Annotated in this window: 19 protein-coding genes and 2 pseudogenes; 9 read left to right on the top strand and 12 right to left on the bottom strand. The window is 57.0% G+C overall.

Annotated elements, in window-relative coordinates:
- Nucleotides 1–276: 276 nt before the first annotated feature.
- Both H7R58_RS08640 and H7R58_RS08635 read left to right on the top strand, forming a co-directional pair.
- Entirely contained in the window at nt 277–1,800 is a 1,524-nt protein-coding gene (locus H7R58_RS08640; protein WP_182929131.1) for a sensor domain-containing diguanylate cyclase, read from the top strand.
- A gap of 245 nt (nt 1,801–2,045) precedes the next feature.
- Nucleotides 2,046–4,139: a heparinase II/III domain-containing protein gene (locus H7R58_RS08635; protein ID WP_182934699.1), complete on the top strand. Its 2,094-nt coding sequence runs from the start codon at nt 2,046–2,048 to the stop codon at nt 4,137–4,139.
- Here H7R58_RS08635 and H7R58_RS08630 read toward each other — a convergent pair whose 3' ends face one another.
- On the bottom strand, nt 4,140–4,835 hold the full coding sequence (locus tag H7R58_RS08630; RefSeq protein WP_106926148.1) for a FadR/GntR family transcriptional regulator: 696 nt from the start codon (nt 4,833–4,835) through the stop codon (nt 4,140–4,142).
- Nucleotides 4,836–5,151: 316 nt separating this feature from the next.
- On the opposite strand from H7R58_RS08630, the gene H7R58_RS08625 reads away from it, so the two are divergent.
- The 3 genes from H7R58_RS08625 (at nt 5,152) to H7R58_RS08615 (ending at nt 9,440) form a co-directional block, all read left to right on the top strand.
- Complete coding sequence (locus tag H7R58_RS08625) at nt 5,152–6,936, top strand: sodium:solute symporter family transporter (RefSeq protein ID WP_182929133.1); 1,785 nt, start codon at nt 5,152–5,154, stop codon at nt 6,934–6,936.
- Nucleotides 6,914–7,690: an SDR family NAD(P)-dependent oxidoreductase gene (locus H7R58_RS08620; protein WP_106926144.1), complete on the top strand. Its 777-nt coding sequence runs from the start codon at nt 6,914–6,916 to the stop codon at nt 7,688–7,690. Before H7R58_RS08625 ends, H7R58_RS08620 begins: the two co-directional genes overlap by 23 nt.
- A 181-nt stretch (nt 7,691–7,871) precedes the next feature.
- Nucleotides 7,872–9,440 carry an EAL domain-containing protein gene (locus H7R58_RS08615; RefSeq protein WP_182930653.1) on the top strand — a complete coding sequence of 523 codons (1,569 nt, stop codon included), beginning with the start codon at nt 7,872–7,874 and terminating at the stop codon, nt 9,438–9,440.
- Here H7R58_RS08615 and H7R58_RS08610 read toward each other — a convergent pair.
- Together H7R58_RS08610 and H7R58_RS08605 are read right to left on the bottom strand one after the other, a co-directional pair.
- Nucleotides 9,431–9,679, bottom strand: coding sequence for a hypothetical protein (locus H7R58_RS08610; protein WP_227673907.1), 249 nt, complete (start codon nt 9,677–9,679; stop codon nt 9,431–9,433). The two genes, H7R58_RS08615 and H7R58_RS08610, sit on opposite strands and share 10 nt — an antisense overlap.
- Before the next feature lie 349 nt (nt 9,680–10,028).
- On the bottom strand, nt 10,029–10,634 hold the full coding sequence (locus H7R58_RS08605; protein ID WP_182929135.1) for a class I SAM-dependent DNA methyltransferase: 606 nt from the start codon (nt 10,632–10,634) through the stop codon (nt 10,029–10,031).
- 151 nt (nt 10,635–10,785) lie between these two features.
- Between H7R58_RS08605 and H7R58_RS08600 the strand changes: the two genes are divergently transcribed.
- A complete protein-coding gene (locus tag H7R58_RS08600; protein WP_182929136.1) occupies nt 10,786–11,601 on the top strand; it encodes an SDR family NAD(P)-dependent oxidoreductase in 816 nt (271 codons plus the stop codon).
- Here H7R58_RS08600 and H7R58_RS08595 read toward each other — a convergent pair.
- From H7R58_RS08595 to H7R58_RS08580, 4 genes are all read right to left on the bottom strand, one after another.
- Nucleotides 11,598–12,518, bottom strand: a complete 921-nt coding sequence (locus H7R58_RS08595; RefSeq protein ID WP_106926136.1) for a helix-turn-helix domain-containing protein — start codon at nt 12,516–12,518, stop codon at nt 11,598–11,600. The two genes, H7R58_RS08600 and H7R58_RS08595, sit on opposite strands and share 4 nt — an antisense overlap.
- 81 nt (nt 12,519–12,599) lie before the next feature.
- Entirely contained in the window at nt 12,600–12,926 is a 327-nt protein-coding gene (locus tag H7R58_RS08590) for an NIPSNAP family protein (protein ID WP_182929137.1), read from the bottom strand.
- Complete coding sequence (locus H7R58_RS08585; protein ID WP_182929138.1) at nt 12,923–14,041, bottom strand: NADH:flavin oxidoreductase/NADH oxidase; 1,119 nt, start codon at nt 14,039–14,041, stop codon at nt 12,923–12,925. The genes H7R58_RS08590 and H7R58_RS08585 overlap by 4 nt, the downstream gene beginning before the upstream one ends.
- A 14-nt stretch (nt 14,042–14,055) precedes the next feature.
- Nucleotides 14,056–15,792 (bottom strand): FAD-dependent oxidoreductase, encoded by a 1,737-nt coding sequence (locus H7R58_RS08580; RefSeq protein WP_182934698.1) that lies wholly within the window; start codon nt 15,790–15,792, stop codon nt 14,056–14,058.
- Nucleotides 15,793–15,806: 14 nt separating this feature from the next.
- Here H7R58_RS08580 and H7R58_RS08575 point away from each other — a divergent pair, with 14 nt between their 5' ends.
- Nucleotides 15,807–15,983 carry a hypothetical protein gene (locus H7R58_RS08575; protein ID WP_182929140.1) on the top strand — a complete coding sequence of 59 codons (177 nt, stop codon included), beginning with the start codon at nt 15,807–15,809 and terminating at the stop codon, nt 15,981–15,983.
- A 121-nt stretch (nt 15,984–16,104) separates the two neighbouring features.
- A complete protein-coding gene (locus H7R58_RS08570; RefSeq protein ID WP_106926128.1) occupies nt 16,105–17,022 on the top strand; it encodes a helix-turn-helix domain-containing protein in 918 nt (305 codons plus the stop codon).
- Here the strand turns inward: H7R58_RS08570 and H7R58_RS08565 are convergent.
- From H7R58_RS08565 to H7R58_RS08550, 4 genes and pseudogenes are all read right to left on the bottom strand, one after another.
- Nucleotides 17,019–19,220, bottom strand: coding sequence for a cytochrome P450 (locus tag H7R58_RS08565; protein ID WP_227674963.1), 2,202 nt, complete (start codon nt 19,218–19,220; stop codon nt 17,019–17,021). The two genes, H7R58_RS08570 and H7R58_RS08565, sit on opposite strands and share 4 nt — an antisense overlap.
- Nucleotides 19,221–19,258: 38 nt before the next feature.
- Nucleotides 19,259–19,444, bottom strand: a pseudogene (locus tag H7R58_RS08560) (helix-turn-helix domain-containing protein); the annotation flags it as partial.
- 24 nt (nt 19,445–19,468) lie between these two features.
- Entirely contained in the window at nt 19,469–20,500 is a 1,032-nt protein-coding gene (locus tag H7R58_RS08555; protein WP_001395480.1) for an IS630-like element ISEc33 family transposase, read from the bottom strand.
- A gap of 99 nt (nt 20,501–20,599) precedes the next feature.
- Nucleotides 20,600–20,692: pseudogene (locus H7R58_RS08550) on the bottom strand (recombinase family protein); the annotation flags it as partial.
- A 122-nt stretch (nt 20,693–20,814) separates the two neighbouring features.
- On the opposite strand from H7R58_RS08550, the gene H7R58_RS08545 reads away from it, so the two are divergent.
- Entirely contained in the window at nt 20,815–21,057 is a 243-nt protein-coding gene (locus H7R58_RS08545; RefSeq protein WP_182934697.1) for a hypothetical protein, read from the top strand.
- Nucleotides 21,058–21,183: 126 nt separating this feature from the next.
- Here the strand turns inward: H7R58_RS08545 and H7R58_RS25260 are convergent, their stop codons facing one another.
- Complete coding sequence (locus H7R58_RS25260; RefSeq protein WP_227674961.1) at nt 21,184–22,254, bottom strand: hypothetical protein; 1,071 nt, start codon at nt 22,252–22,254, stop codon at nt 21,184–21,186.
- Nucleotides 22,255–22,359 lie beyond the last annotated feature (105 nt).

The following is a 22,359-nucleotide window of genomic DNA, read 5'->3' as shown; positions in this document are numbered from 1 at the left end:
ATAATAGGTTATCGATCGTTCGGCCCTGGCGTTTCATTAATGATAGTTACGATCGGTTTGAACGATCGATATGAATCAATTTAATCGTCTTTGACAATGATATTTACAGGTTGTAACATGCGCCTCCTTTAATAAATAGCAGCCTACCTTGTTCAATGGATGAATATGGCAAAATAGGGAACATAGTGTTTCCTTTTTGTAAAAAGCTGCAATAGCACAATGAAAACATTGCTCTGGTACGAATGGACCTGTTGATTTTTGCTTCTGGAGAAAGCTTTGATTAGGAACCTGAATTTTCGTCGCCCTTTAAATATCTGCTTCCTGATAACGGCTATCGTATTTACCTTAGTCTGCACGGCAGTGCTGGCGCTGCAATGGCAAGATGCCAAAAGTACCTACCAACGGCAGAATTTACGCTACGTCCAAAATCTGTCGGCCTATACCGCCAAATATCTTTCTGGCTACGAAAGCATGCTGGACGAAACCATCAAGCAGCTGGCCGCCAACACTCAGGGTAAAATCCGCGACGGCGAAAACCTTCGCCACTGGCTGTTTGAGCGTTTCAACGCTATGCCCGACGCGCGTTCGCTGATTTATGCCAGCAGCGACGGTCGCTTTATCCGTCTGCCCAATGTCGATCTGGACGATGAAACCACGCGTCAGGCCGACCCACGCAACAAGATTTGGTACACCGTCGCCATGCGCGATGACTTTGACAGCGCGCATTACACCAGCAGCAGCGACATTTTTGATAACGGCAGCCGCACGCTCACTATCTCAAAATCGTTGGTCGACAACGATGATGGTGAGAAAATTGGCGTACTGGCGGTGCGCCTGAATCGCGCGTCCACTGCGGATATTCTGAACGCCGCCGTGCCGCCCCTGCCCGGACAAAAGTGGATCATGGACGGTGAAGGGCAACAGATTGCAAGCGATCGAGGCGCAATTAGCCCCGCCGTGCTGGCGGAAGTCTCGGTGAAGCTGCATAAATCTTCCCCTTTCTTCTCTCTGCCCGAAACCGGTAAATGGTATTTCACCAGCGCGATAGGCGATACCGGCTGGTACCTGGTGCACGAGGTACGCGACAGCGACTTAACATCCCATGTCTTTGACCGCAGCGACAACGTGCTTTACTGCCTGCTGTTTGGCCTGCTGGCGCTGTTCATCTGCTGGTGGATGGTCCGAATCGCCCTGAACGCGCTGTATATTCGTATCGCTAACGGTATCCGTAACGGCGCGATTGAACAAAAAGCGGCGGAAGAAATGCTGTATGAAGAGATCCACAACACCTCGGTGCAGCAGGAAAATATCAAAAATGAGGCGCTGACCGACGGCTTGACCGAGCTGAAAAACCGCCGCGCGTTTGATAACGATCTTGAGTTCATGCAGCACGCCGACGATTTGTGCCTGGCGATGATTGATATTGATAACTTTAAGTCGATTAACGATACCTACGGCCATGCCACCGGCGATATGGTGCTGAAAACCGTCTCCGACATTGGGCTGCGCCTGCGCGGGCTGGATAACATTACGCTCTACCGCTACGGCGGTGAGGAAATTGCGGTGTTATTCCAGAACGTGAGCCAGGAAGACGCACGGGTCTATCTCGAACGCTGGCGAGAAACCTGCGATCAGCGGCGGTTCCGCGAGGCGAATTTGCACGTAACGTTCAGCGCCGGTCTCACGGCCAAGGGCACAATGAGTATCGAAGAAGCGCTGGCCCTGGCGGACAAACGGCTGTACGAAGCCAAGCGTAACGGAAAAAATCGCATCATCAACACATCGGCCGAAAGTCACTAAGGTCACACGCGCCCTTCAAACCTCACCCGCACCGCAACGGCGCGGGTGAGTCAATGGATTCCACGCCCTGCCCTCGTTCAAGCGGCGAAAACCTCGATGACCCGCGCCTTCATATAGTATGACAAATTATGTTTATTTTGTGACCTGATAAGCATCTTATAACCTTTTTTCTGGCTAAAAATCGGCTGAAGGCGTTATTTTCTCCATTAAATAGTCATACTAATAAACATAAACGGAGATGCTTGATGACGCTCGACCGCTCCTTATTCCTCTCACCCCCTGATATCACCGCGCTGCAGCAGCACTTCACGCGCGATACGCAGCCCGGCATCACGCTGCGTGAACAACGCCAGAAGCTGGAAACGTGGCTAGCGCGCCCGCAGTGGATCCCCGGCCACGGCGAAGGCGGCGGCCCGGAACATGCTCAGCATAAAGACAACTATCAAATGATGGATCTCGCCGGCCTGCACTGGCTGCTGAGCGGCGACATTCGCTATCGTGATGCGCTGCTCGCGCTGCTGCGCGGTTATGCCGATGTCTACCCGACGCTTGGCAGCGCCACCAGCCGCGACAGCAACCCGCCGGGCAGACTGTTCCATCAGACGCTCAATGAAGATATGTTTTTGCTCTACGCCGCCGCGGCATGGGCCTGTGTGAAAGGCTCTGCCAGCGCCCACGATCGTGCGCACATTGAAGAGAATTTACTGTGTCTGATGGCGCATGAGGCCATCACCGTCCACCATAGCACCTTCGATATCGTCCATAACCACGGAATGTGGTCGGTGGCCGCCATTGCCGTATGCGGCCTGGCGACCGATCGCCCGGAGTGGGTGGAGATCGCCCTGCACGGCAAACGGTACGATGACGTTAGCGGCGGCTTCTACGCCCAGCTCAATCAGCTGTTCTCCCTCGACGGCTATTATATCGAAGGCCTCTATTACCAACGATTCGCTCTGCGCCCGATGCTGCTGTTCGCAACGGCGCTCGAACGCTGCCAGCCGGAACGGGAAATCTGGTCCTACCGCGATCGTTTAATCCACCGAGCCTGCATGACCCTGTTCGATATGGCCTTCCCGGACGGAACCCTGCCTGCGCTGAACGATGCCTCAAAAACCATGAATCTTCGCGATGAAGGCGCGCTGATGGCGGTCAGCCTATGCCGTCAGCACTACGGCGCATCGCCACAGCTATCGGCTATCGCGCGCTATCAGCAGGCCTGCTGGCCGTGTCGGGGCGCGATGTTGCTCAGTGAAGACGCGCAAACGCCGTCCCCTGCCCCCCTTCGCGGCTCACAGCTGGTGCGCGACGGCGTGGAAGGCGAGCGCGGGGCCGGCGGAATTCTGCGCGCTCAGCCCGCCGGGCAGTCAGAAAGCATGGCGCTGTTGTGGTGGGGCGGGCACGGCAATATTGCCGGTATGCACAGCGCCCTGAACCACGGCCATTTTGACGGCCTGCACCTGAGCTACTTTACCCGTGGACGCGAAATTCTTCAGGACTACGGCTTCGCCCGCTGGGTCAACGTCGAGCCCAAATTTGGTGGCCGCTACGTCCCGGAAAACAACGGCTATGCCAAAAAAACCGTAGCGCATAACACCGTGGTGGTGGATGAAGGCTGTCAGAACCTGGGCGACAAAGAGCGGGCGGCGGCGCATTTTGGCCATACCCATTTCTTTCTCGGCAGCGGCCAGTATCAGGGCATGAGCGCCTTTGCCGACGACTACTGGCCGGGAGTCAACCAACAACGCACGGTGCTACTGCTGTCGCTGCCGCAGTGCGAGCGCCCGCTGCTGGTCGATCTGTTTGCGCTCTATAGCGACAGCCGCCATCAGTATGACTATTGCCTGCACACTCTGGGGCAAATTATCCATTGTAACCGAGCGCTGACGACGGAACCTACCCGCTCGCCGCTTGGCGTATCGCAAGGCTATGAGTACCTTTGGCGCTGTGCCAGCGCCGAGGTGCCTGCCTCACTCGGAGCCCAGCTAAGCTGGCTTTGCGCCGACAGCTTCTACACGCTGACCAGCGCGATGCAGCAGCCCGGCGAACTGATCGTCGCCCGCAGCGGCGCCAGCGATCCGGCGTTCAATCTGCGAGAAGAACCGGCCTGGCTGCTGCGCACCCACGCACAAAACACGCTGTTTGCCAACGTGCTGGAGTGCCACGGCGAGTTCGACGAATCACGGGAAGTCTCGCGTCAGGCGCGGGGCAACGTGCGGGAGGTCATCATTGAGGAACATACGCCGACGCGGACCGTCATCCTGATTGCTTTCCATCATGGCGAGACTTGCCGGGTAGAGGTGGATAACCGCCGCGGGCGCGGCGGATTCAGCATCGCATGATTACAGGCGGTGCTTGCTGGCGTCCATCATCCCGAGGGACGCCTGGAACGCCGCCTCCGCATCGCCGGCCATGATCGCTTTATAGATACGTTCATGGTCGTCGAGGCACATACCGCCCTCTTTTGAAGAGTGGCTGATAAACCATTTGAACACCGTCGTCAGCACGTTACCAAACGGCTGATAGAAGCAGTTGCCGGAAGACATAAAGATGATGCGATGAAAGCGCGTATCGGCATCCACCCACTGTTCGGCATCAAAGTGTTGCGCGATTCGACACATCTCTTCCCACGTCTGGGACAGAGCAATACACTGCTCCCGGGTAGCGTTAATGGCCGCCAGACGCGTAGCATGCGGTTCAATCACTCGCCGGAACTCCAGAAACTGCTGGTACATTTCCAGCGTGCCTTCCATACCGCTCAGCCATTCTAACAGCTGTACGTCGAGAATATTCCAGTCGGTGCGAGCACGAACGCGGGTGCCGGTTTTCGGGCGAGACTCCAGCAGTCCTTTGGACGATACCAGCTTCAGGGCCTCACGCAGCGCCGTACGGCTAACGCCCAGCTGTTCACACAGCTCTACTTCTGTCGGTAATACGCTGCCGGGCTGCAATTGCCCGGAAAAAATCTTGCGGGCAATGTCGCTGGCAATCAGGCCGTCCAGGCCACGCTGTGTCGTCGTAATCGTCGTGAAGTTCATGCTTTTGTCATACCTGAACAAGAATGATGCCTCAGTGTAACATAGCGGCGGGCGCCAATTAGCGCATCCAGCGCAATTTTATCGGGTTTTTCCGTACATTTAACCATCGATAGCTCACTCAATAAGACATTTAGTCATACTAATACGGATTATTTTCACGCCACATTGTTTAATTATTCAACGCAGATCACAAGTAACTCCCTTTTAAACGCCAAAAATTGAACCCGCTCGCAAAACGGTCTACCGCAATTTTATTAGTCATACTAAATGACAAATAATACCTCATCTCCTGATACAACAAGCGAGTGTGGACATAATGGATATCAACATTATTGTGATGGTCGTGTACTTCGTACTGATGATTGCTATCAGCTACGCGTTTAAGAAGATGGGAACCGGTTCGGCAAGCCACTACTTCCGCGGTGGCGGCAGGATGCTGTGGTGGATGGTGGGCGCAACGGCGTTCATGGCGCAGTTCAGCGCATGGACCTTCACCGGTGCCGCCGGTCAGGCCTATCGCTACGGCTTTACGGCCATAGGCGTCTTTGCGGGGAATATTATTGGCTACATCGTCGGCTGGTGGTGGTTCGCTACCCGCTTTCGTCAACTGCGCGTCGATACACCGACGCAGGCTATCAGCCAGCGTTTTGGGCCGAAAAACGAGCAGTTCTTCACCTGGATTCTGATTCCGCTCAGCATCCTGAACGCGGGCGTGTGGCTTAACAGCCTGGCGGTGTTCGCCAGCGCGGTCTTTAAGTATGACTTAACGTTAACCCTGTGGATCACCGGGCTGGTGGTGCTGCTCATTTCACTACTGAGCGGTTCATGGGGCGTCGTGGCGAGCGATTTCGTACAAACGCTGATCGTCGCCATTATTTCGGTGGTCTGTGCGGCGGTGGCGCTGTTTAAAGTGGGCGGACCGGTCAACATGGTCAATGAATTTCCGTCCGGCTTCTTTACCGGCCCGGACACCGGCCCGCACTATATCTTGATCCTGATAGTCTGCTTCGCCTTCTTCTTTGTGAAGCAGCTGCAAAGCTTTAATAACCTGCAGGATTCCTATCGTTACCTGAACGCTAAGGACAGCGCCAACGCCAAGAAAGCCGCGCTGTTTGCCCTGTTCCTGATGCTATTCGGCACCCTGATTTGGTTCATTCCGCCATGGGCGACCGCCATTCTCTATCCGGATATGGCCCAATCGCACCCTGAACTAGGAAAAAACGCCACCGATGCGGCCTACCTGGTGTTTGCTGAACGCGCCATGCCGGAAGGAACCGTCGGGCTGCTGATGGCCGGCCTGTTTGCGGCCACCATGTCATCAATGGATACCGCGCTCAACCGCAACTCGGGGATCTTTGTGCGCAGCTTCTGGACGCCGGTGGTGAATCGTCATGAAGCGAAAAGCGAGCGCTACCTGCTGCGCGTGGGGCAAACCGCCTGCATCGTCAACGGCGTGCTGGTGATTCTGGTCGCACAGTATATGCAGTCACTGCAAGAGCTAAGCCTGTTCGATCTGATGATTCAGGTGGGAACGCTGGCCTCCGCGCCGATTATCGTACCGCTGTTCTTCGGGATGTTTATCCGTAAAACGCCGGACTGGTCGGCGTGGGGCACGGTGGTATTTGGTCTGATCGTCTCTTACGTCATCACCCACTGGATCACGGTGAAAGACGTCACCGATACGCTGGGCCTGACGCTGACTAACCGTGAACTCAAAGACCTGTCCGCCGTCTGGAATATTTTCTGTCACCTGGTGTTCACCGGCGGCTTCTTCTGCCTGTCGACGCTGTTCTACCGCGAGCCGGGCAAAGCACGCGCTTCGGTACTCGCCACCTTCTTCAGCAATATGGAAACACCGGTGTATGCCGACCACGAGCAGGACGGTTTCGACCGGCTGCAACGTAGCAAAATCGGCAAAATTTCGCTCGCCATGGGTCTCTGTATGCTGCTGATGATCCTGATTCCAAATCCATTGTGGGGACGCCTGCTGTTCCTGCTTAGCGCAACCGCCATCATGCTCTTCGGCTACGTACTGTGGCGCAGCGCCTCTTCTGATTCTTCAACACAAGGGAGCAACTATGTTTACCGACCTGAAAAATAAGCGCGTATTAATTACCGGGTCTAGCGCAGGTATGGGGCTGGCCGCAGCGCTGGCGTTCGTTCGCCAGGGGGCTAAAGTCGGCATCAACAGCCATACGGCACCGCCGGAGCTGCAACAAACCCTGGACAAACTACGTCAGTACAGCGGTGAGGTGGAGTTTTTCCAGGCCGACATCACCCGCTCGAACGACTGTGCGCATCTGGTTGATGCATTTGTTGCCCGCTTCGGCGGCCTGGACATATTGATCAACAACGCCGGCGGCCTGGGGGGACGCGCCAATCTGGAAGCCATTGACGATGCGTTCTACGATCGGGTGATGGACCTCAACGCCCGCTCGGCGCTGATGATGACAAAATTCGCCATTCCGCATCTGCGCGCATCGGCAAAAGCCCGCGGAGAAACCAGCTGTGTTATCAGCACGGGCTCCATCGCCGGACGCGAGGGCGGCGGCGTTGGCGCGGGGATTTATGCCGCATCAAAAGCATGGCTCCACGATATTCACCGCAACTGGGTGAAAGAGTTCACCGCCGACGGTATCCGCTTCAATATCGTTTCACCGGGGACTATCGATACCGCCTTTCACGACGGCAAAAGCGACGAGCTGCGGGCGAAAATTGCCGCCAGTATTCCGATGGGCCGCTTCGGCTACGCCGAGGAGGTGGCGCCCGCGTTCCTGTTCTTCGCATCTCATGCCTGTAGCGGCTACATAACCGGACAGATCCTGGACGTTAACGGTGGACAAATAGCGCCATAAACGCAAAAGACTCCCCTTCAGTTAATTCTGAAGGGGTATTTCGTATCAAGCAAAAATCCGAAAGTCACAGAATAGTAGGTACAATCTTTATATTGTTATAGTCTATGGGGTCTGACCAACGATATAATCCGTCGCTAATCGTTTGCTTACTAACCTCCCGCTCGAGCACTAAGGAATCATGATGACCACGCAGCGTCTGGTGAGCATAATCACGGGCGTGCTGATTATCCTCATCTTCCTGCCCATTACGCTCAGCCTCTGGCTAGCCCACCGTCAGGCCCACGAACTCTTTAATCAGGAGCTGGATAGCTATACTGAACGCGTGATTGCTCGCTCCGAACGCGTGAGGCAGCAGACCCGCGACGCGCTGGAAGAAGTCGATCGTTTTCAAGGCGAACTCTGTAGCCTGGCGCACCTGCGTCAATTGCAGAAGGTTTCCTACCTTCATCAGTACGTACAGGGCGTATTCTACCTTGAGAACGCTGCGTCTCCCTGCGCCCTGCTGAGCAATACGCTGGCAGAGAAGGTGCCTGACTCCGAATTCACCGCGCCTGGGGGCTATCACGTCTGGCTGACCTCGCGCCACGACCTGCAAACCGATGACAAAATGGTGGCCGTCAGCAACGGTCGCTACGTTGCTATCGTCGATCCCGATTCACTGATTGACGTGTTGCCGCACCCTAACTACCCCATTCACGCTGCGTTAATTAGTGAAAACGGGCATCGGGTGATCGCCAGCAATGCCGCTATCGCGCCCGATTTCTGGCTCAATAATCTGCATGTTTTTCAGTCGACGATAGAAAAAGACGGTACGGTGTACCGCCAGCAGCATCTGCCGACGGTAGGCGCAATTTTGTTGACCTGGTCTTCCCAGCAGCCGATGGAGTCCAGCCTGCGTCACCAACTGATGGTGTGGGTTCCGCTTGGCGTTCTCCTGAGCGTTATCGCGGCGTTTCTGATGCTGCGGGTCCTGCGTCGCCTGCGTTCATCACACTACCGCATTCTCGACGCCATCCGTGCGCAAGAGATTTCCGTCCACTATCAGCCGGTGGTTGACCTGAACAGCGGGCGTATCGTTGGCGCAGAAGCGCTAGCGCGCTGGCAACAGCCGGACGGCAACTGGCTGCCGCCGGATATATTCATCCCGCTCGCTGAACAGACCGGCGTCATTAGTCAGCTCACCGAGTACATTGTGCGCTCGGTATTTGACGATCTGGGCAACTGGCTGGCGGCGCATCCGCAGCAGCATATTTCGATCAATATTTCCGCCGCCGATCTCAGTTCGCCGTCCCTACCGGCGCTGATTAAGCAACAGCTCGCGCGCTGGCGGGTATCCCCCAAGCAGATTGCCATCGAAATCACCGAGCGCGATATGGTGATGCCCAAAACCGCGTGCCCGATGATTCAGACCTACCGGGAAATGGGTCACACCCTCTCTATTGATGATTTTGGCGTCGGCTATTCGAGCCTCAGCTATTTGCAGGAACTGGACGTCGACACGCTGAAAATCGACAAATTCTTCGTCGACGCGCTGGAACATAATCGGGTGATCGGCCACATCATTGAAATGGCGAAATCGCTCAACCTCACAATGGTGGCAGAAGGGATTGAAACACCTGCTCAGCGCGAATGGCTACGAGCCCACGGCGTACAGTACGGCCAGGGCTGGCTGTTCAGCCAGGCGCTGGACAAGAAAGCGTTTATTCGCTGGGCAAAAGAGAACCTGCAAGCACATCATGCCTACTGGTGATAGGCCAGCGTTTGTACATGCAGCGGGCCTTCGGAGAGCTTCCGGCAGTGCTGCCATGTTTTTTGCCCCGCGTAGCGGTACAAAAATTCATCGGTGCGGCTACGGTGAACCAGCCTGTCGCCGTTCGTAAAGCTCACCAGCACGACGCCATCGTGCTTACGATGGCCGGACCCCACTTCATAATGCCCCTGCCACAGTTCGGATACGTGGTCATAGACATGCAGAGTAATTTCAACCAACCCGCGCGATGGGCAATTAAGATGCAGCGCCGTAGAGGTAAAATTAAGGGCCGAAGCAGGTGTTGAAACAAAAATAAGAGATAATAATAACAGCAGGTTTTTCATCATTTTACAGGTAAGCAGACTCAATTTGAGGCGCTACCATACCGATCTAATGAATACGTTTTTTTTGTTCTCGCGCAATAAAAATGCATAAATGAAAATGCAATTTTAGAAATTAAATACACTTCACAATATTATAAAAAATAAGCGGAAATATACTTTCCTGAATGGTGAATTATTTTATTTCAGAGGATGCAAAACTTCCGCCCTTTATTTCCGCAGGTGCCACACACCAGGCAACGCCGCGCTATTCTCGCTTCGCCAGCCACACGGTATGCCCGGTGCATTCCGGGTCCTCCGCGCGCATCGCCAGCACCGTGAAACCATTTTCTGCCAGCAGCGCGCGGTATTCTTCGGGGGCCAGGCTGGCGTGGAACAGCGGCTCGCCTTCAAACTCCCCCATGGCAATCCCGTCACCGGGGCCGCTGGTAAACAGCAATGCGCTCCCGGGATGGCTGTGGCGGGCAAAAACCGCAAACATCGCCCGCTGATCGCCCTGCGAGAGATGGAAAAAACTGTCCCAGGCAACCAGGCCATCGAAGGTTTCCCCCAGCGCCAGAGCGCGCATGTCCTGTAGACACCAGCGCTGCGTTGGAAACTGCGCGCGGGCATAGGCCAGCATCGCCTCGCTGCCATCAACGCCGGTCAGCGTGTACCCCTGAGCCATAAAATAGGCGGCGATAGGCTCGCCGGTACCGCAGCCGATATCCAGAATATGCCCCGTTTTTCCAACGGCGGCGAGGAAGGCATCCAGCCAGCTTTTTTCAAACAGCGCGCGCGAACGTAAGCGCACGAAGGCGTCGGCGTGACGCTGATAAAGACCGAGAATGTGCTGCGCGGCAGGATGGTCCATCCAGGGCCTCATGACAAAGGTGAATGAACGCACAGGTTAGCGAAATCGTATTCAAAAGTCCCCATCTGCTTTTCGTTCGTGCCTTTCCTTTCCCCACCGTGCGCCAAACAATGTCAGGGCATCTGTACCCTATGAAAACGTGGAGAAAACCATGACAGAATTACAAGCATCCCCGGACTGGCTGGGCCTGCGCGGCCAGGTATTTGCCGTCACCGGCGCGGCGAGCGGCATTGGCGAAGCCATCGCCACGGCGCTGGCCCAGCAGGGCGCTAACGTTGCGCTGCTCGACAGTCACCCGCAGCGCAGCGATGCGGTACGCCAGAAGCTTGAACACCTGCCGGGAAAACGGGTGGCGGTGGCCTGCGACGTCAGCTGCGAAGCGCAGGTCAAAGAGGCGGCGTTGAGCGTGCGTTCGCTGCTCGGCTCGTGCGACGGGCTGGTCAATGCGGCCGGTATTTTACGCCCTGCGGGGCTAGCGGACATCAGCCTTGAGCAATGGCAAACGCAGCTCAACGTCAATCTCACCGGCTATCTGCTGTGCGCCCGCGAATTTGCCCACGATATGCGCGCGGCCAAACGCGGCAGCATCGTCCATATCGGCTCGATTTCCGGGCGCATTCCGCAGCCGTGGAGCGGTGCCTATAGCCCCGGCAAAGCCGCCGTCGGGCTGCTGTCGCAGCAGATTGCCGTGGAATGGGGTCAGGATGGCATTCGCAGTAACCTGGTGGCACCGGGGATGATTGAAACCGCGCTGACTGCCGACTACTACGCTCAGCCTGGCGTGCGCGAGAGCCGCGAGGCCTTTACCGCCAGCCAGCGCATCGGCAGGCCGGAAGATATCGCCAACGCGGTACTGTTTTTACTCAGTGAAAAATCCAGCTATATCAACGGGGCGGAAATTGGCGTCGACGGCGGCCTGCCGACCATGTTGATGGGCAAGCTGCCGCGCCCGGGCTTCACCCGCTAGTCGAAAGACCTGCCCGGCGACGTCGTTCGGGCAGGTTCAACGCCGGTATCGGATGGCCTATCGCGGAAATCGCGCGGTGAAAAACCGGTGCTGCGGCGGAAAAAACGAGAGAAATAGGTGGCGTCGCTGAAACCGAGATAGTCGGATATCTGGCTGACGGTCATGCTGGTATACAGCAAGCTGCGCTTCGCCTCCAGCAGCAAACGGTGGTGCAGCACGCTCAGCGCACTGCAGCCATGGAACTCGCGGCACAGCGTGTTGAGATGCACGCCGGACATCCCAATTTGACTCGCGTAGTGCGCCAGCGGCAAATGCTCGCGATAGTGGTTTTCCACCAGATGATTAAAACGGCGAATCGTTGCCCGTTTGCGTTCTACTTTATCGCTCACTTCCACCGGCGTCGCACCGCGTCGGTTCAGCCACACCACCAGTGCGCTAAGCTGCGAATGCAGCATCATATCGCGCGCCTCGCTATCGGACTGATACTCCTGCTGTAACGTGTGGAACAGCGTATGAAGATAGTCAGCGGCCTCGCCGACCGCTACGCGTCTGGCCTGATTCAGCACCTGTAAAGCACGGCCAAACTGCCGCTCAAGCTGCGCCACCAGCGGGGCGGCAAGCGACAGGGAAAACCCCTGCGTCCCCGGCGAAAAGCGAAATCCGTGCACGCAGAGCGCGGGGATAATCTGCACGCAGGCCCCGCAGAACGCACGACGCTCACCTTCAATTTCAATGTCCCCCTGCCCCTGCTGCACGAAGAGGATCTGCACCAGATCGCTATGCTGATGGGCGCGAATGCTCCAGTCATAGAGGCTACTGCGGCTTTGAATCGATTCGCAGTGCAGCAGATCCGGCGTCGGCCAGTGCCAGCTTTCGCCGTACAGCTTGAATACCGGGATGCTGTTGGTCAGGTTCATGGTGCCTCCGTGAGTGTGATGAGCGGTTTCCCCTCACCCTAGCCCTCTCCACAAAGGGGTGAGGGTTATTGCCGCACAAAACTACCCCGCTACCGACGGCATCGCCGTGGCGCGAATCAGCCGCGTCTCCTGCGCCACAATATACGGCTCCGACGCTTTAAGGTAGGCGGCAAAATCCGGATGCGTGTCGCGCAAACGGCTACGACGCTCGTACTCCGCGAGGCTTTCATAGCCCCACAGATGAACGAACTGGTTCTGCGGCCCGACAAAACTGGTGTAAAACCCCAAAGGATTCCCCAGCGTTTCGCGCAGCACCGGCATCGCCAGGCGGTCAAACACCGCGATAAAGTCATTCATTTTACGTGGACGAATCGTGTAGATCCGGTGATCGATAAGCGGCAGATTCATCCTCTGGCCTCCTGCGGACGGTGCGTCGGCCAGCCCAGCGGCCCGAAGCGGTCATACGGTTTTGGCCACGGCGGGTTTTCCCCAAGGGCTATCGCCGCATGAATCGGCCAGTTCGGGTCGTCAAGCATCCCCCGGCCAATCGCCACCAGGTCCGCCCGCCGATCCCGGACGATCGCCTCTGCCTGCTGCGCTTCATAAATCAGCCCAACGGTAATGACTACCGCCTGCGGCAGCGCCTTTTTCACCGCTTCGGCGAACGGCACCATATAGCCCGGCTGGTCGGCCGCCGGGGTCTGAGTGTAGATGTTATAGCCGCCGGAAACGTGGAGATAATCATAGCCCAGCGCGTGCAGTTCACGCGCAAACAGCACCGCTTCATCCAGCGACAGACCACCTTCGGCAAATTCACCGCCGTTGAAGCGGACGCCGAGAGCGCGGTTTTTCGGCCAGACCTCGCGCAGCGCGCGAGCCACCTGCAGCGGAAAGCGCATACGGTTATGCGGGCTGCCGCCGTAGTCATCTTCGCGTCGGTTGCTCAGCGGCGAGAGGAACTGGTTCAGCAGATAGCCGTTGGCCGCATGCAGCTCAATAAAGTCGACTCCCGCGTCCAGCGCCCGGCGGGCGGCATCGACGAAGCCCTGGGTAATGCGCGCCATACCCGTCTCGTCCAGCACCTGCGGTACGCGCCAGCCGGGTTTATAGGCAATCGCCGACGGCGCAACCGTCGGCCAACCGCCCTCTTCATCGCTCAACGATGCGCCCTGGCTTCGCCACGGCGCGTTGGTGCCCGCTTTACGCCCGGCATGGTTAAGCTGCACGCCAATCGGCGTCGAACTGTAGGTGCGAATACCGGCCAGCAGCGTTTGCAGCGCCTGCGCCTGATCGTGATTCCACAGCCCCAGACAGTGCGGGGTAATGCGGCCATCGGCCGTCACGCCGTTAGCCTCGCAAATCACCATACCCGCGCCGGAAACGGCCAGTCCGCCAATATGCTGAGCATGCCACGGAGTGGCGATGCCGTCCGCCCGCGCGGAATACTGCGACATGGGCGGAACCACGATACGGTTAGCCAGCGTTAGCGGGCCAACCCGTAATGAACTGAAAAGTGTCGACATGATGTTCTCCTGATTCATGAGGCGGCTTGTGCAGGCTGTACCGCCGTTTCACCGCGTGCCGCCATACTGCGGGCGGCGATGTAGCCAAAGGTCGCCGCGGGGCCAATCGTGATCCCCGCGCCGGGATAGCTGCCGCCCATGATGCTCGCCATTTCATTGCCGGCCGCATAGAGGCCCGGTATCACCCGCCCCTGGTTGTCCAGCACTCGCGCTTCGGCGTCGGTTTTCAGGCCGTGGAAGGTGCCGAGATCGCCCATATACAGCTTCACCGCATAAAAGGGCCCCTGTTCTATCGGCGCCACGCAAGGGTTAGGCTGATGGTGACTGTCGCCGAGATAGCGGTTGTAGGCCGATTCACCACGGCCAAACTGCGGATCCCGCCCCTGCCGCGCGGCGGCGTTGTAATCGCTGACGGTGCGTTCCAGCGCCTGAGGCGGCACGCCCATTTTTTGCGCCAGCTGGTGCAGCGTTTTACCTTCGAGCAGATAGCCGTTTTTCAGGTACAGCGAGACGGGTATCGGCGCCGGTTTGGCAAAGCCCATACCGTATTTGCGCAGCGCCCGGCGGTCGCAGATCTGCCAGGCGAAGGTTTCCGTATCGTCACGGCAGGTGTCTATCATGGCGATCCCGACGTCGTGGTAGGAATCCGCCTCATTACAAAAGCGCACGCCGTGACGGTTTAGCATGATAAAACCGGGCTTGTAGCGGTCGACCAGATGCGGGAAGACATACGACTGGCGACCAATTTGCACCTTCGACGCGGGGATCCACGCCGCACCGTTTGGGTAGCTGTCATCAAAGCGGGCGCCGATTCGTTCGGCCATCGCAATGCCGTCGCCGGTATCGACGCCCGGCGGCGTCGGCGACAGCTGAACACCGCCGCGCTGTACGTGCGGGTACAGTTTTTTCAGCCTCGCCTCGTCGCGGGCAAAGCCGCCGGAAGCCAGCACCACGCCACGGCGGGCGTACAGGGTGATTCGTTCACCGCCGCGTTCAACCACAACGCCGCGCACCGCGCCCTGCTCGACAATCAGATCTTTTGCCGCCACGCCGGTGTGAATAGGGATGCCAAGATCCCGTGCCGAACAGGCCAGCCGGGCGACGACCGCGTTGCCGCCGTTAGCGGTAATACCGCGCCCGTAGCGCGCCACCTCCAGCAGGTGGCGGCTCAGGCGTTTCACGACGTAGGTAAACGACTTCAGCGAACGGGTCGCGTTAAAGAAGTGCTTGAGATCGTTATTGGACGAGCTGAACATCATTCCCATAAAGGTGATGGTCCGCAGCGGCTTGCGCAGGCGCGGCATCGCGTCACCGAGCTCGCGGATATCAAATGCCTCCGGTACCACCGAACGACCGCGCATAACGCCGCCGGGCGCGTCGGGATGATAGTCGGGATATTGATACAGGTTGCAGCGAAAGCGGGTATGCTCTTCAAAAAAACGCAGCATTTCCGGCCCGTTTTTCAGGAAAGCGTCGACGACCTCCGGGCGGAAGCTGTCGCCCGCCTCCCCCTGCAAATAGGTACGCGCCGCGGCCTGACTGTCATCGATGCCCTGCTGACGCGCCAGATGGTTGTCAGGGATCCACAGCACGCCGCCCGAAAACGCGGTGGTGCCGCCAAAAACCGCGTCTTTTTCGATAACCTGAACGCTCAGCCCGTTCAGGCCAGCGGTCACCGCCGCGGACAGCCCGCCGACGCCGCTGCCAATCACCAGCACATCGCATTCACGAGCAGGAAGTTCTACAGCCATAGGGTACCTCGCAGATGAAGGATTCCGATCGTTCCATTGATGTTGCAAAAAAGTTACATGTGCATTTTTCACAGCCCTACCGGGAAAAAGAAGGGCACTTTCACGCCAAAACCTGCACTTTTCGACAATTGGCAGGAAGTGTGTGCTGGCGCAACTTTTACGCCCGTGCTGCCATAGAGAAGCGCCGCTGAGCCGACCCTCGCCACATCACAAGATGAATATTCAGCGCTTGCGCCCGGGTCCGTTTTACCGCCGAATAACAGGTCATCTCATCGTTGGAGTCACCCATGACAACCGGACAAAACCCGCACCATGCCCGCTAACGCCAGCGCCCGTCGCCACCTGCCCAACTACGCGTTGTACGGCGCGCAGCCCGGCCATGCCCCGGTGGACAGCGTGCACCATGAGCGCATTCCATCGCGCGCCAGCCGCTTTGGCTTCGAAATTGAGCCGCACTTTCACGACGCGCTCATCCAAACGCTGTACATCACGCGCGGCGGCGGTGAGACGTCGATAGATGGCCAGCGCTGGCGGCTGGAAGCGCCGTGCCTGGTGGTTATTCCGGCCCGCTCGGTACACGGTTTTCACTTTGATGCCGACATCGACGGCCACGTAGTGACCACCGCGCAGTCGGCTATTGAATCGGTCGCGATGACCGCCGCGCCCGAACTGCTGGATTTTGTGCGTACACCCGCGGTGCTGACGGTCGATCCCTACAGCCGCCGCGGCGAACCCCTGGCGGCGCTTTTCGAAGGCATCGGCCGCGAGGCGGCGCATCCGGAACGCTGGCAGTACACCGCCGGGCTGGCGCTCACCCTTGCGCTGTTTGTACAAATTGCCCGCCTGAGCGAGAAGGCGCGGCTGACGGGTAACCCCGCGCGTGCGGCCCTGGTCGCGCGAATTGAACGTTTCCGCCTGCTGCTCGATGCGCGTTGCCGTAGCCGTCAGCCGGTCGCCCGCTACGCCGAGGCCATGGGTATCTCCGCCGGGCAGCTCACCCGTATCTGCCGCGAGGCGTTCGGCATTTCAGCCATTGAAGCCATTGACCGCCGCGCCGTTCACGAAGCCCAGCGGCTGCTGATGTACTCCAGCCTCAGCGTTAAACAGATAGCCCGCGAGCTGGGCTTTCGCGACGAAGCCTACTTTGGCCGCTTCTTCCGCAAGCAAACCGGACTGCGGCCCACCGAATACCGCCTTCGGGAACAGGGCCGCCTGTCACACTCCGCTTAGTCCGCCTTTGCGCGCATCTGCACAAACAGGTGCGCCGGGCCAGAGTTGGTCAAATTGTTACCGCGCACATACTCGATGGGGCGCGCAGGATCGAGACGAATCTCGCTGACCTTACGCGCCACCAGCTTCGTGGCAATCAGGGTTTCGAGCTTCGCCAGCGGCTGGCCAAGGCACTTGTGGGCACCGTTGCCGAAGCCAAGATGGCCTTGCGTATCGCGATCGATATTGAAGGTTTCGCCATCGGCAAACTTACGGCTATCGCGGTTCGCCGCCGACAGCAGCAGGCGTATCACCGCACCTTTCGGGATCTCGACCCCCGCCACCGTCGTGGCTTCAGTGGTGATACGGCTTACCCGCTGTACGGTGCCACGGTAGCGCGCCACCTCCTCCACAAACAGTTCGGCGTCATCCATATTGTCGCGAATGCGCGCCACCAGCTGCGGCTGTTCGGCAAACATGCGAAAAGCATTGGCCACCAGGATGGTGGTGGTGTCGTGCCCGGCGATGAAAACGAAGGCGCACAGCTCTTTGGCCTCTTTTTCCGACAGCTCCCCGGCTTTCCACATTCGCGCGATATGACCGCCAATGGACGGGCTATTGCTGAGATACAGCCGCTCCATCGCCGCCTTCAGGTAGGCGAAGAAGGCCATTGCGCTTTGTTCATCGGTACCGGTTCCGGGGGCATTGCGCGCCAGACGCCCGAAGTAGCTGAAGGTTTCATCAGACCAGAACTTCATCTTTTCTTCGTCTTCGTTCGGCACATCGATCATCGCCGAAATGGTGGCGATACTCAGCGGAATGGCAAAATCCTCCACCACATCGCCGCCGCCACGGGCAAGCATTCCGTCGATTAGCGCCTCGGCACGACGTTCTATTTCAGGGATAAACGGCTCCAGGGCCAGTGGCATAAACGACGGCTGCGCCACTTTACGCAGCCGGGTATGCCCAGGGGCGTCAAACAGCGTGAGGAACGTCAGCGGCGGAGGGCTTACCACCTCAGAGGAAAACAGTTTCGGGTTGCGGATTGCCTGATAAACATCGTCATAGCGCGAGATAAACCAGACGTCAGAAGTCGCGGAGCGGCAGCGCAGCACTGGCGCGTGTTCGCGCATCCAGTTGTAGTGTGCATACGGGTCGCCCTGTGCGCCGTCGTCCACCACTTTAAAAGGCTCGAGCCCCGGCGGCCAGGCCAGCTCGTCTGAGTATGGCGGCAGCGGCGGCGCCGGCTCATGAAATGGACAGCGCGGCGTATCTGACGCTGGCAGAGGTGTAGCCGAAGGCGGCAATACGGCGCAGGGCACGTTTTTCAACGCCAGCGACCGATTCATGGTGGTGCGTGAATGCTGGGCGTGCTGGGCCAGCACGTCGCGAGCGGCATTTAAATCACCGAATTCGAAGGCGGAAACTAAATCCCGATGCTGCTGCACAATGTCGCCAACAATCTCGACGCCTGCGGTTAACGCGCGGTCGATATAGTCCTGCACCGCCAGCTCGGCATACAGCGCGATAAGCTGCGCATTACGGGTCGCTTCAATCAAGAACCGGTGGAAGGCCTGGTTAGCCGCAACGTAGCCCGCCACGTCCAGGAAGCGCCGCCCGGAGACAAATTCGGCCGTCGCATCGGCCAAACGGCGGAAGGTGGTGAGCTGCTCGCCGCTCAGCCGCCCCATGGTCAGCTGTACCGCACCGAGCTCCAGCGCCAGCCGCAGGTCAAAGGCATCGTCGACGTCCGCAGACGCGATCGGCGGCTCATCATCTGCCGCCACTGGCGCGGCGACTGCACCGGCGAACTTCTCGTAGTAGAAATGACGCGGCGTCAGCCCCTCGCGATCGAGATAGCAGCGTACCGCATCGACCATTGGCGGCGGGCCGCAGAGATACACATCGACATCGCCACCGTGAAGCTGCCGGGCATCAATATGCGCGGTGACGTAGCCCTTATGCGGATGGCTGCTTTGCGGATCGGCCACGGTACAGCGGTAGCTGAAGTTCGGCAGGCGCCGCGTGTACGCATCCAGTACATCAATCGCCACCCGATCTTCATCGCGGGTCACGCCAAAAATCAGGTGTATCGGCATTGACGCAGCGCCATCATCCGCCAGCTTTGCCAGCATCGACAGGAACGGGGCCAGCCCGGTTCCCCCTGCCAGAAAGAGCACCGGGTGTAGCGCGGCGCATAAATTGCGAAACTTTGTCACACAACTTTGGATCGCTTTGCGCGATCCAATTTTAAATGTCAATTTGTGATACCTGCTGGAAATTTCTTGTAGAGCATCGAGATACCGACATCAAAAATAAGGGCAATACGCTGTCGAGTTTCACCTGCTGCGATTAATCTGCCCATCTGTGCCCACTGCTCTGTTGAAAATTTTGGTCTCCTACCACCAATCCTCCCTTCAGCTTTCGCTGCTGCAAGACCCGCTCTAAATAGCTGCGCCTAATACCGCTACACTTTTGCCTGACCATGTTTTCCTCCGGGGAATGGGCTGGCGGTTTCCATAAAATGGCGGACCTTTTTCAGTAACTGCCACATTGAGCGGCACTGATGATTACGGGTTATCGTGTCATGAAGTGCCTGCCATAGCCGTTCCACATGATTCACCCACGGCGAGTAAACCGGCTGGTAAATTACCCTGAACTTGGGATTTGCTTTCAACCAGCGCTGTGTTTCGCGGCTTTTATGGATAATGTAGTTATCAACGATCAGCGTGATTGTTTTCGCCCGCCGGTAAGTGGCTTTCAGGTGCTTCAGCAGAGCGATAAACAGCGCTGAACTTTTGCTGTTGCCGCCCACGTAGCTGACTTTACCCGTGCCACTGTGCAGTGCGCCGGCCAGATAGTATTTTTCGTTCTGCCCCGGCGTCACTACCCGTTTCTGCTGTCCGCGCAACTGCCAGTCCGCACCGATTTTAGGATTAAGGTGGATATCCACTTCATCTTCATAAAATACCGGATGCTCTGCGCTGCATTCATCCAGCGCTTTGTGGATTACCGCCATCTTTTCATCTTTATGTGGGTCACGGATACGCAGAGTTGGCGCGGCCCTGCGCCATACAAGCCCCGCAGATGGCAACCAGCGGCGAACGGTTCCTGCATGTAACTGGCAACCGGTTATCTCATTGATTTTTATTGCCAGTAATTCGGTGCTCCAGCGTGAACGTTGATAACCAAAATCGCCGGGAGAATGCTTTATCAGCTCACGTAACAGGGTGCAGATATGTTCAAAAGGCCAGCGTCGGGAGCGCCCTGCGGGTAAGGATTTCAGGCCTTCAATACCTGAGTGCGTAAACCAGTTAATCCAGCGACCAACGGATGAACGGGCACAACAGAGAGTTCTGGCAACATCGCTGACCCGTTCACCCCGATGAAGCATCAGCATGGCCGTGAGTCTGCGGGCATGATTTTTATCACGCGTTTTATGAATAGCTTTCTGCATCAGGCGTCGTTCGCCACGGGGTATTGGTACTATGATCGGCATCGCTCAGTCCGGTTGGTGATTTTGGTTGGTTTGGCGATTGATCAGATCGCACAATCCGGGCTGAGTTCCCTTTCAGTGATCTACTATTCCGCGCAGCTATTTAGTACGTTCAACAATTAATTCACGCTCCATTTCTGCTAACGCCCCCATAACGTGAAAGAAGAAACGGCCCATTGGCGTGCTGGTGTCTACGCGGAGCGGTGGCAGTGGGCGAAACTCTCTCTCAATTGGCGGTGGCGGTTCTGCTAGTTATACAACGACGGCACAGAGTGGCGGGAACGGGCACGCAGGTGCAGTAATTCTGGAGTATTGATATGAAAATCTATGCGTTTATTCAGAGCGGCGAAGTCGTTGAAATCATCCAACCAATCGAAGGTCCTGATGGTAAAGAGATCGATATCAGTGAACGATTTGCGGCTGACTTTGTTTCTATGATGGTCAATATTAATGACGTTATCCCTCAGCCAGGCTTGCACTGGAAGTGTTCAGGCGGTGAGTTTACGCCGCCTGAACTAAATGAAATTATTCCTGCAAGGACGGTAGCATCTGCTGAATAATTTCTGGTTGCGCGTTATAGAACGCAATGTAACGCGCATCAGATTGCTCAATTGCAGTTGAGTGCTCTTGCGGGCACGAAAACACCGAAACAATGGATTTTTCATCTGTCGTTAATTCAACATAAATCATATTGAGTACCTCGAAATCACGATTGATGCGGACCATGCCTGAACAACTGAGCCATTAGGGTTTATGTCGTAATACATAGTTTGCGGCGTAACAAGCGCCAGGCTTGAGAATTGCCCGTATACTCCAAGGCCCGTGTTTCCAACGTAACCCCCGATCGAAATAATCCCCGCCCCAGATGCGCCTGATGCGACATCAATAATCAGGCCGCCGGTTGCCGCTGTTGAATATAACGATCCGTACCCTCCTATCTCTGTTGCGTTTTTTGGAACAATCCCGGCAATTGACAAAGCGGTCAGAGACGTGACTTGCGACGTCGATGTTAAAGCAGTCTGACGCGGAAATGATACAGATCGCCCTGTTTGATACCCTGCTACGAATTGGGAGCCAGAAATCCGCCAAACGCTGACCAATGCGCTTGCAGTGTATCCAGCGGGCATTGATGCTCCGGAATATACATCCTGCATAATTGAATTTGTCGCATCAACAGCAAGAAGCGCAGCGGCTCCGTTCGTCGGGTTGAAAATCGCGTACAGAGCAATAAAGCCTGCTGCCGGTACACTTCCGGCATCCATCCCGCCCGCACCTGCCAACCCGAGATTCACTGTCTTATTGAATGTGCTTAGGCGGTACTGCTGACCAGTTGCTGTCTCGACGATTAGTTCGTCGGCTGTGAATGTAGCGGTCGATGCGGCAGCGGTTACGCTCATCTTCGCATTGCGGGATGTGCCAACGACCCCTGAGAACGATTCTCGCAATTGAAGGTTTGATAGAGCAATGGCAACAGCAGCTGCGCCATCAGCTTTAATATCTGCAAATGGATTGCTACGAGTCAGGAACAACTTTTTCATCGCAGCAAGGAGTTGAGTATGGTTCGCCTTATCGGGGTCTATCCCTGCCTCTTTAAGCAGATTAAGAAGCTCCGTCTGGACGATGTTGAACCAGTCAGGACCGGGCCAGGTTGGAGGAACGCCATTGCCCCCCTCGGTGAAAAACAGTGGTGTGGAACTAACAACCGGTTTCACGGCCGGCATAACCGGAACGGCTGAATTATTATCAACAAAATACATCGTTGAACTCCTTAGGAATAAATATATTCATAGCCCGTACCACCCAGGCGATATTTAGAAAGAACGCATTCAAGAACACTAAATAGCTGCGCGGAATAGTAGATC

It is taken from the genome of Klebsiella sp. WP4-W18-ESBL-05, from assembly GCF_014169075.1.
Lineage (GTDB): Bacteria > Pseudomonadota > Gammaproteobacteria > Enterobacterales > Enterobacteriaceae > Kluyvera > Kluyvera ascorbata_B.
The sequence above is the reverse complement of the archived record's forward strand: the minus strand, read 5'-3'. Positions and strand labels throughout refer to the sequence as shown.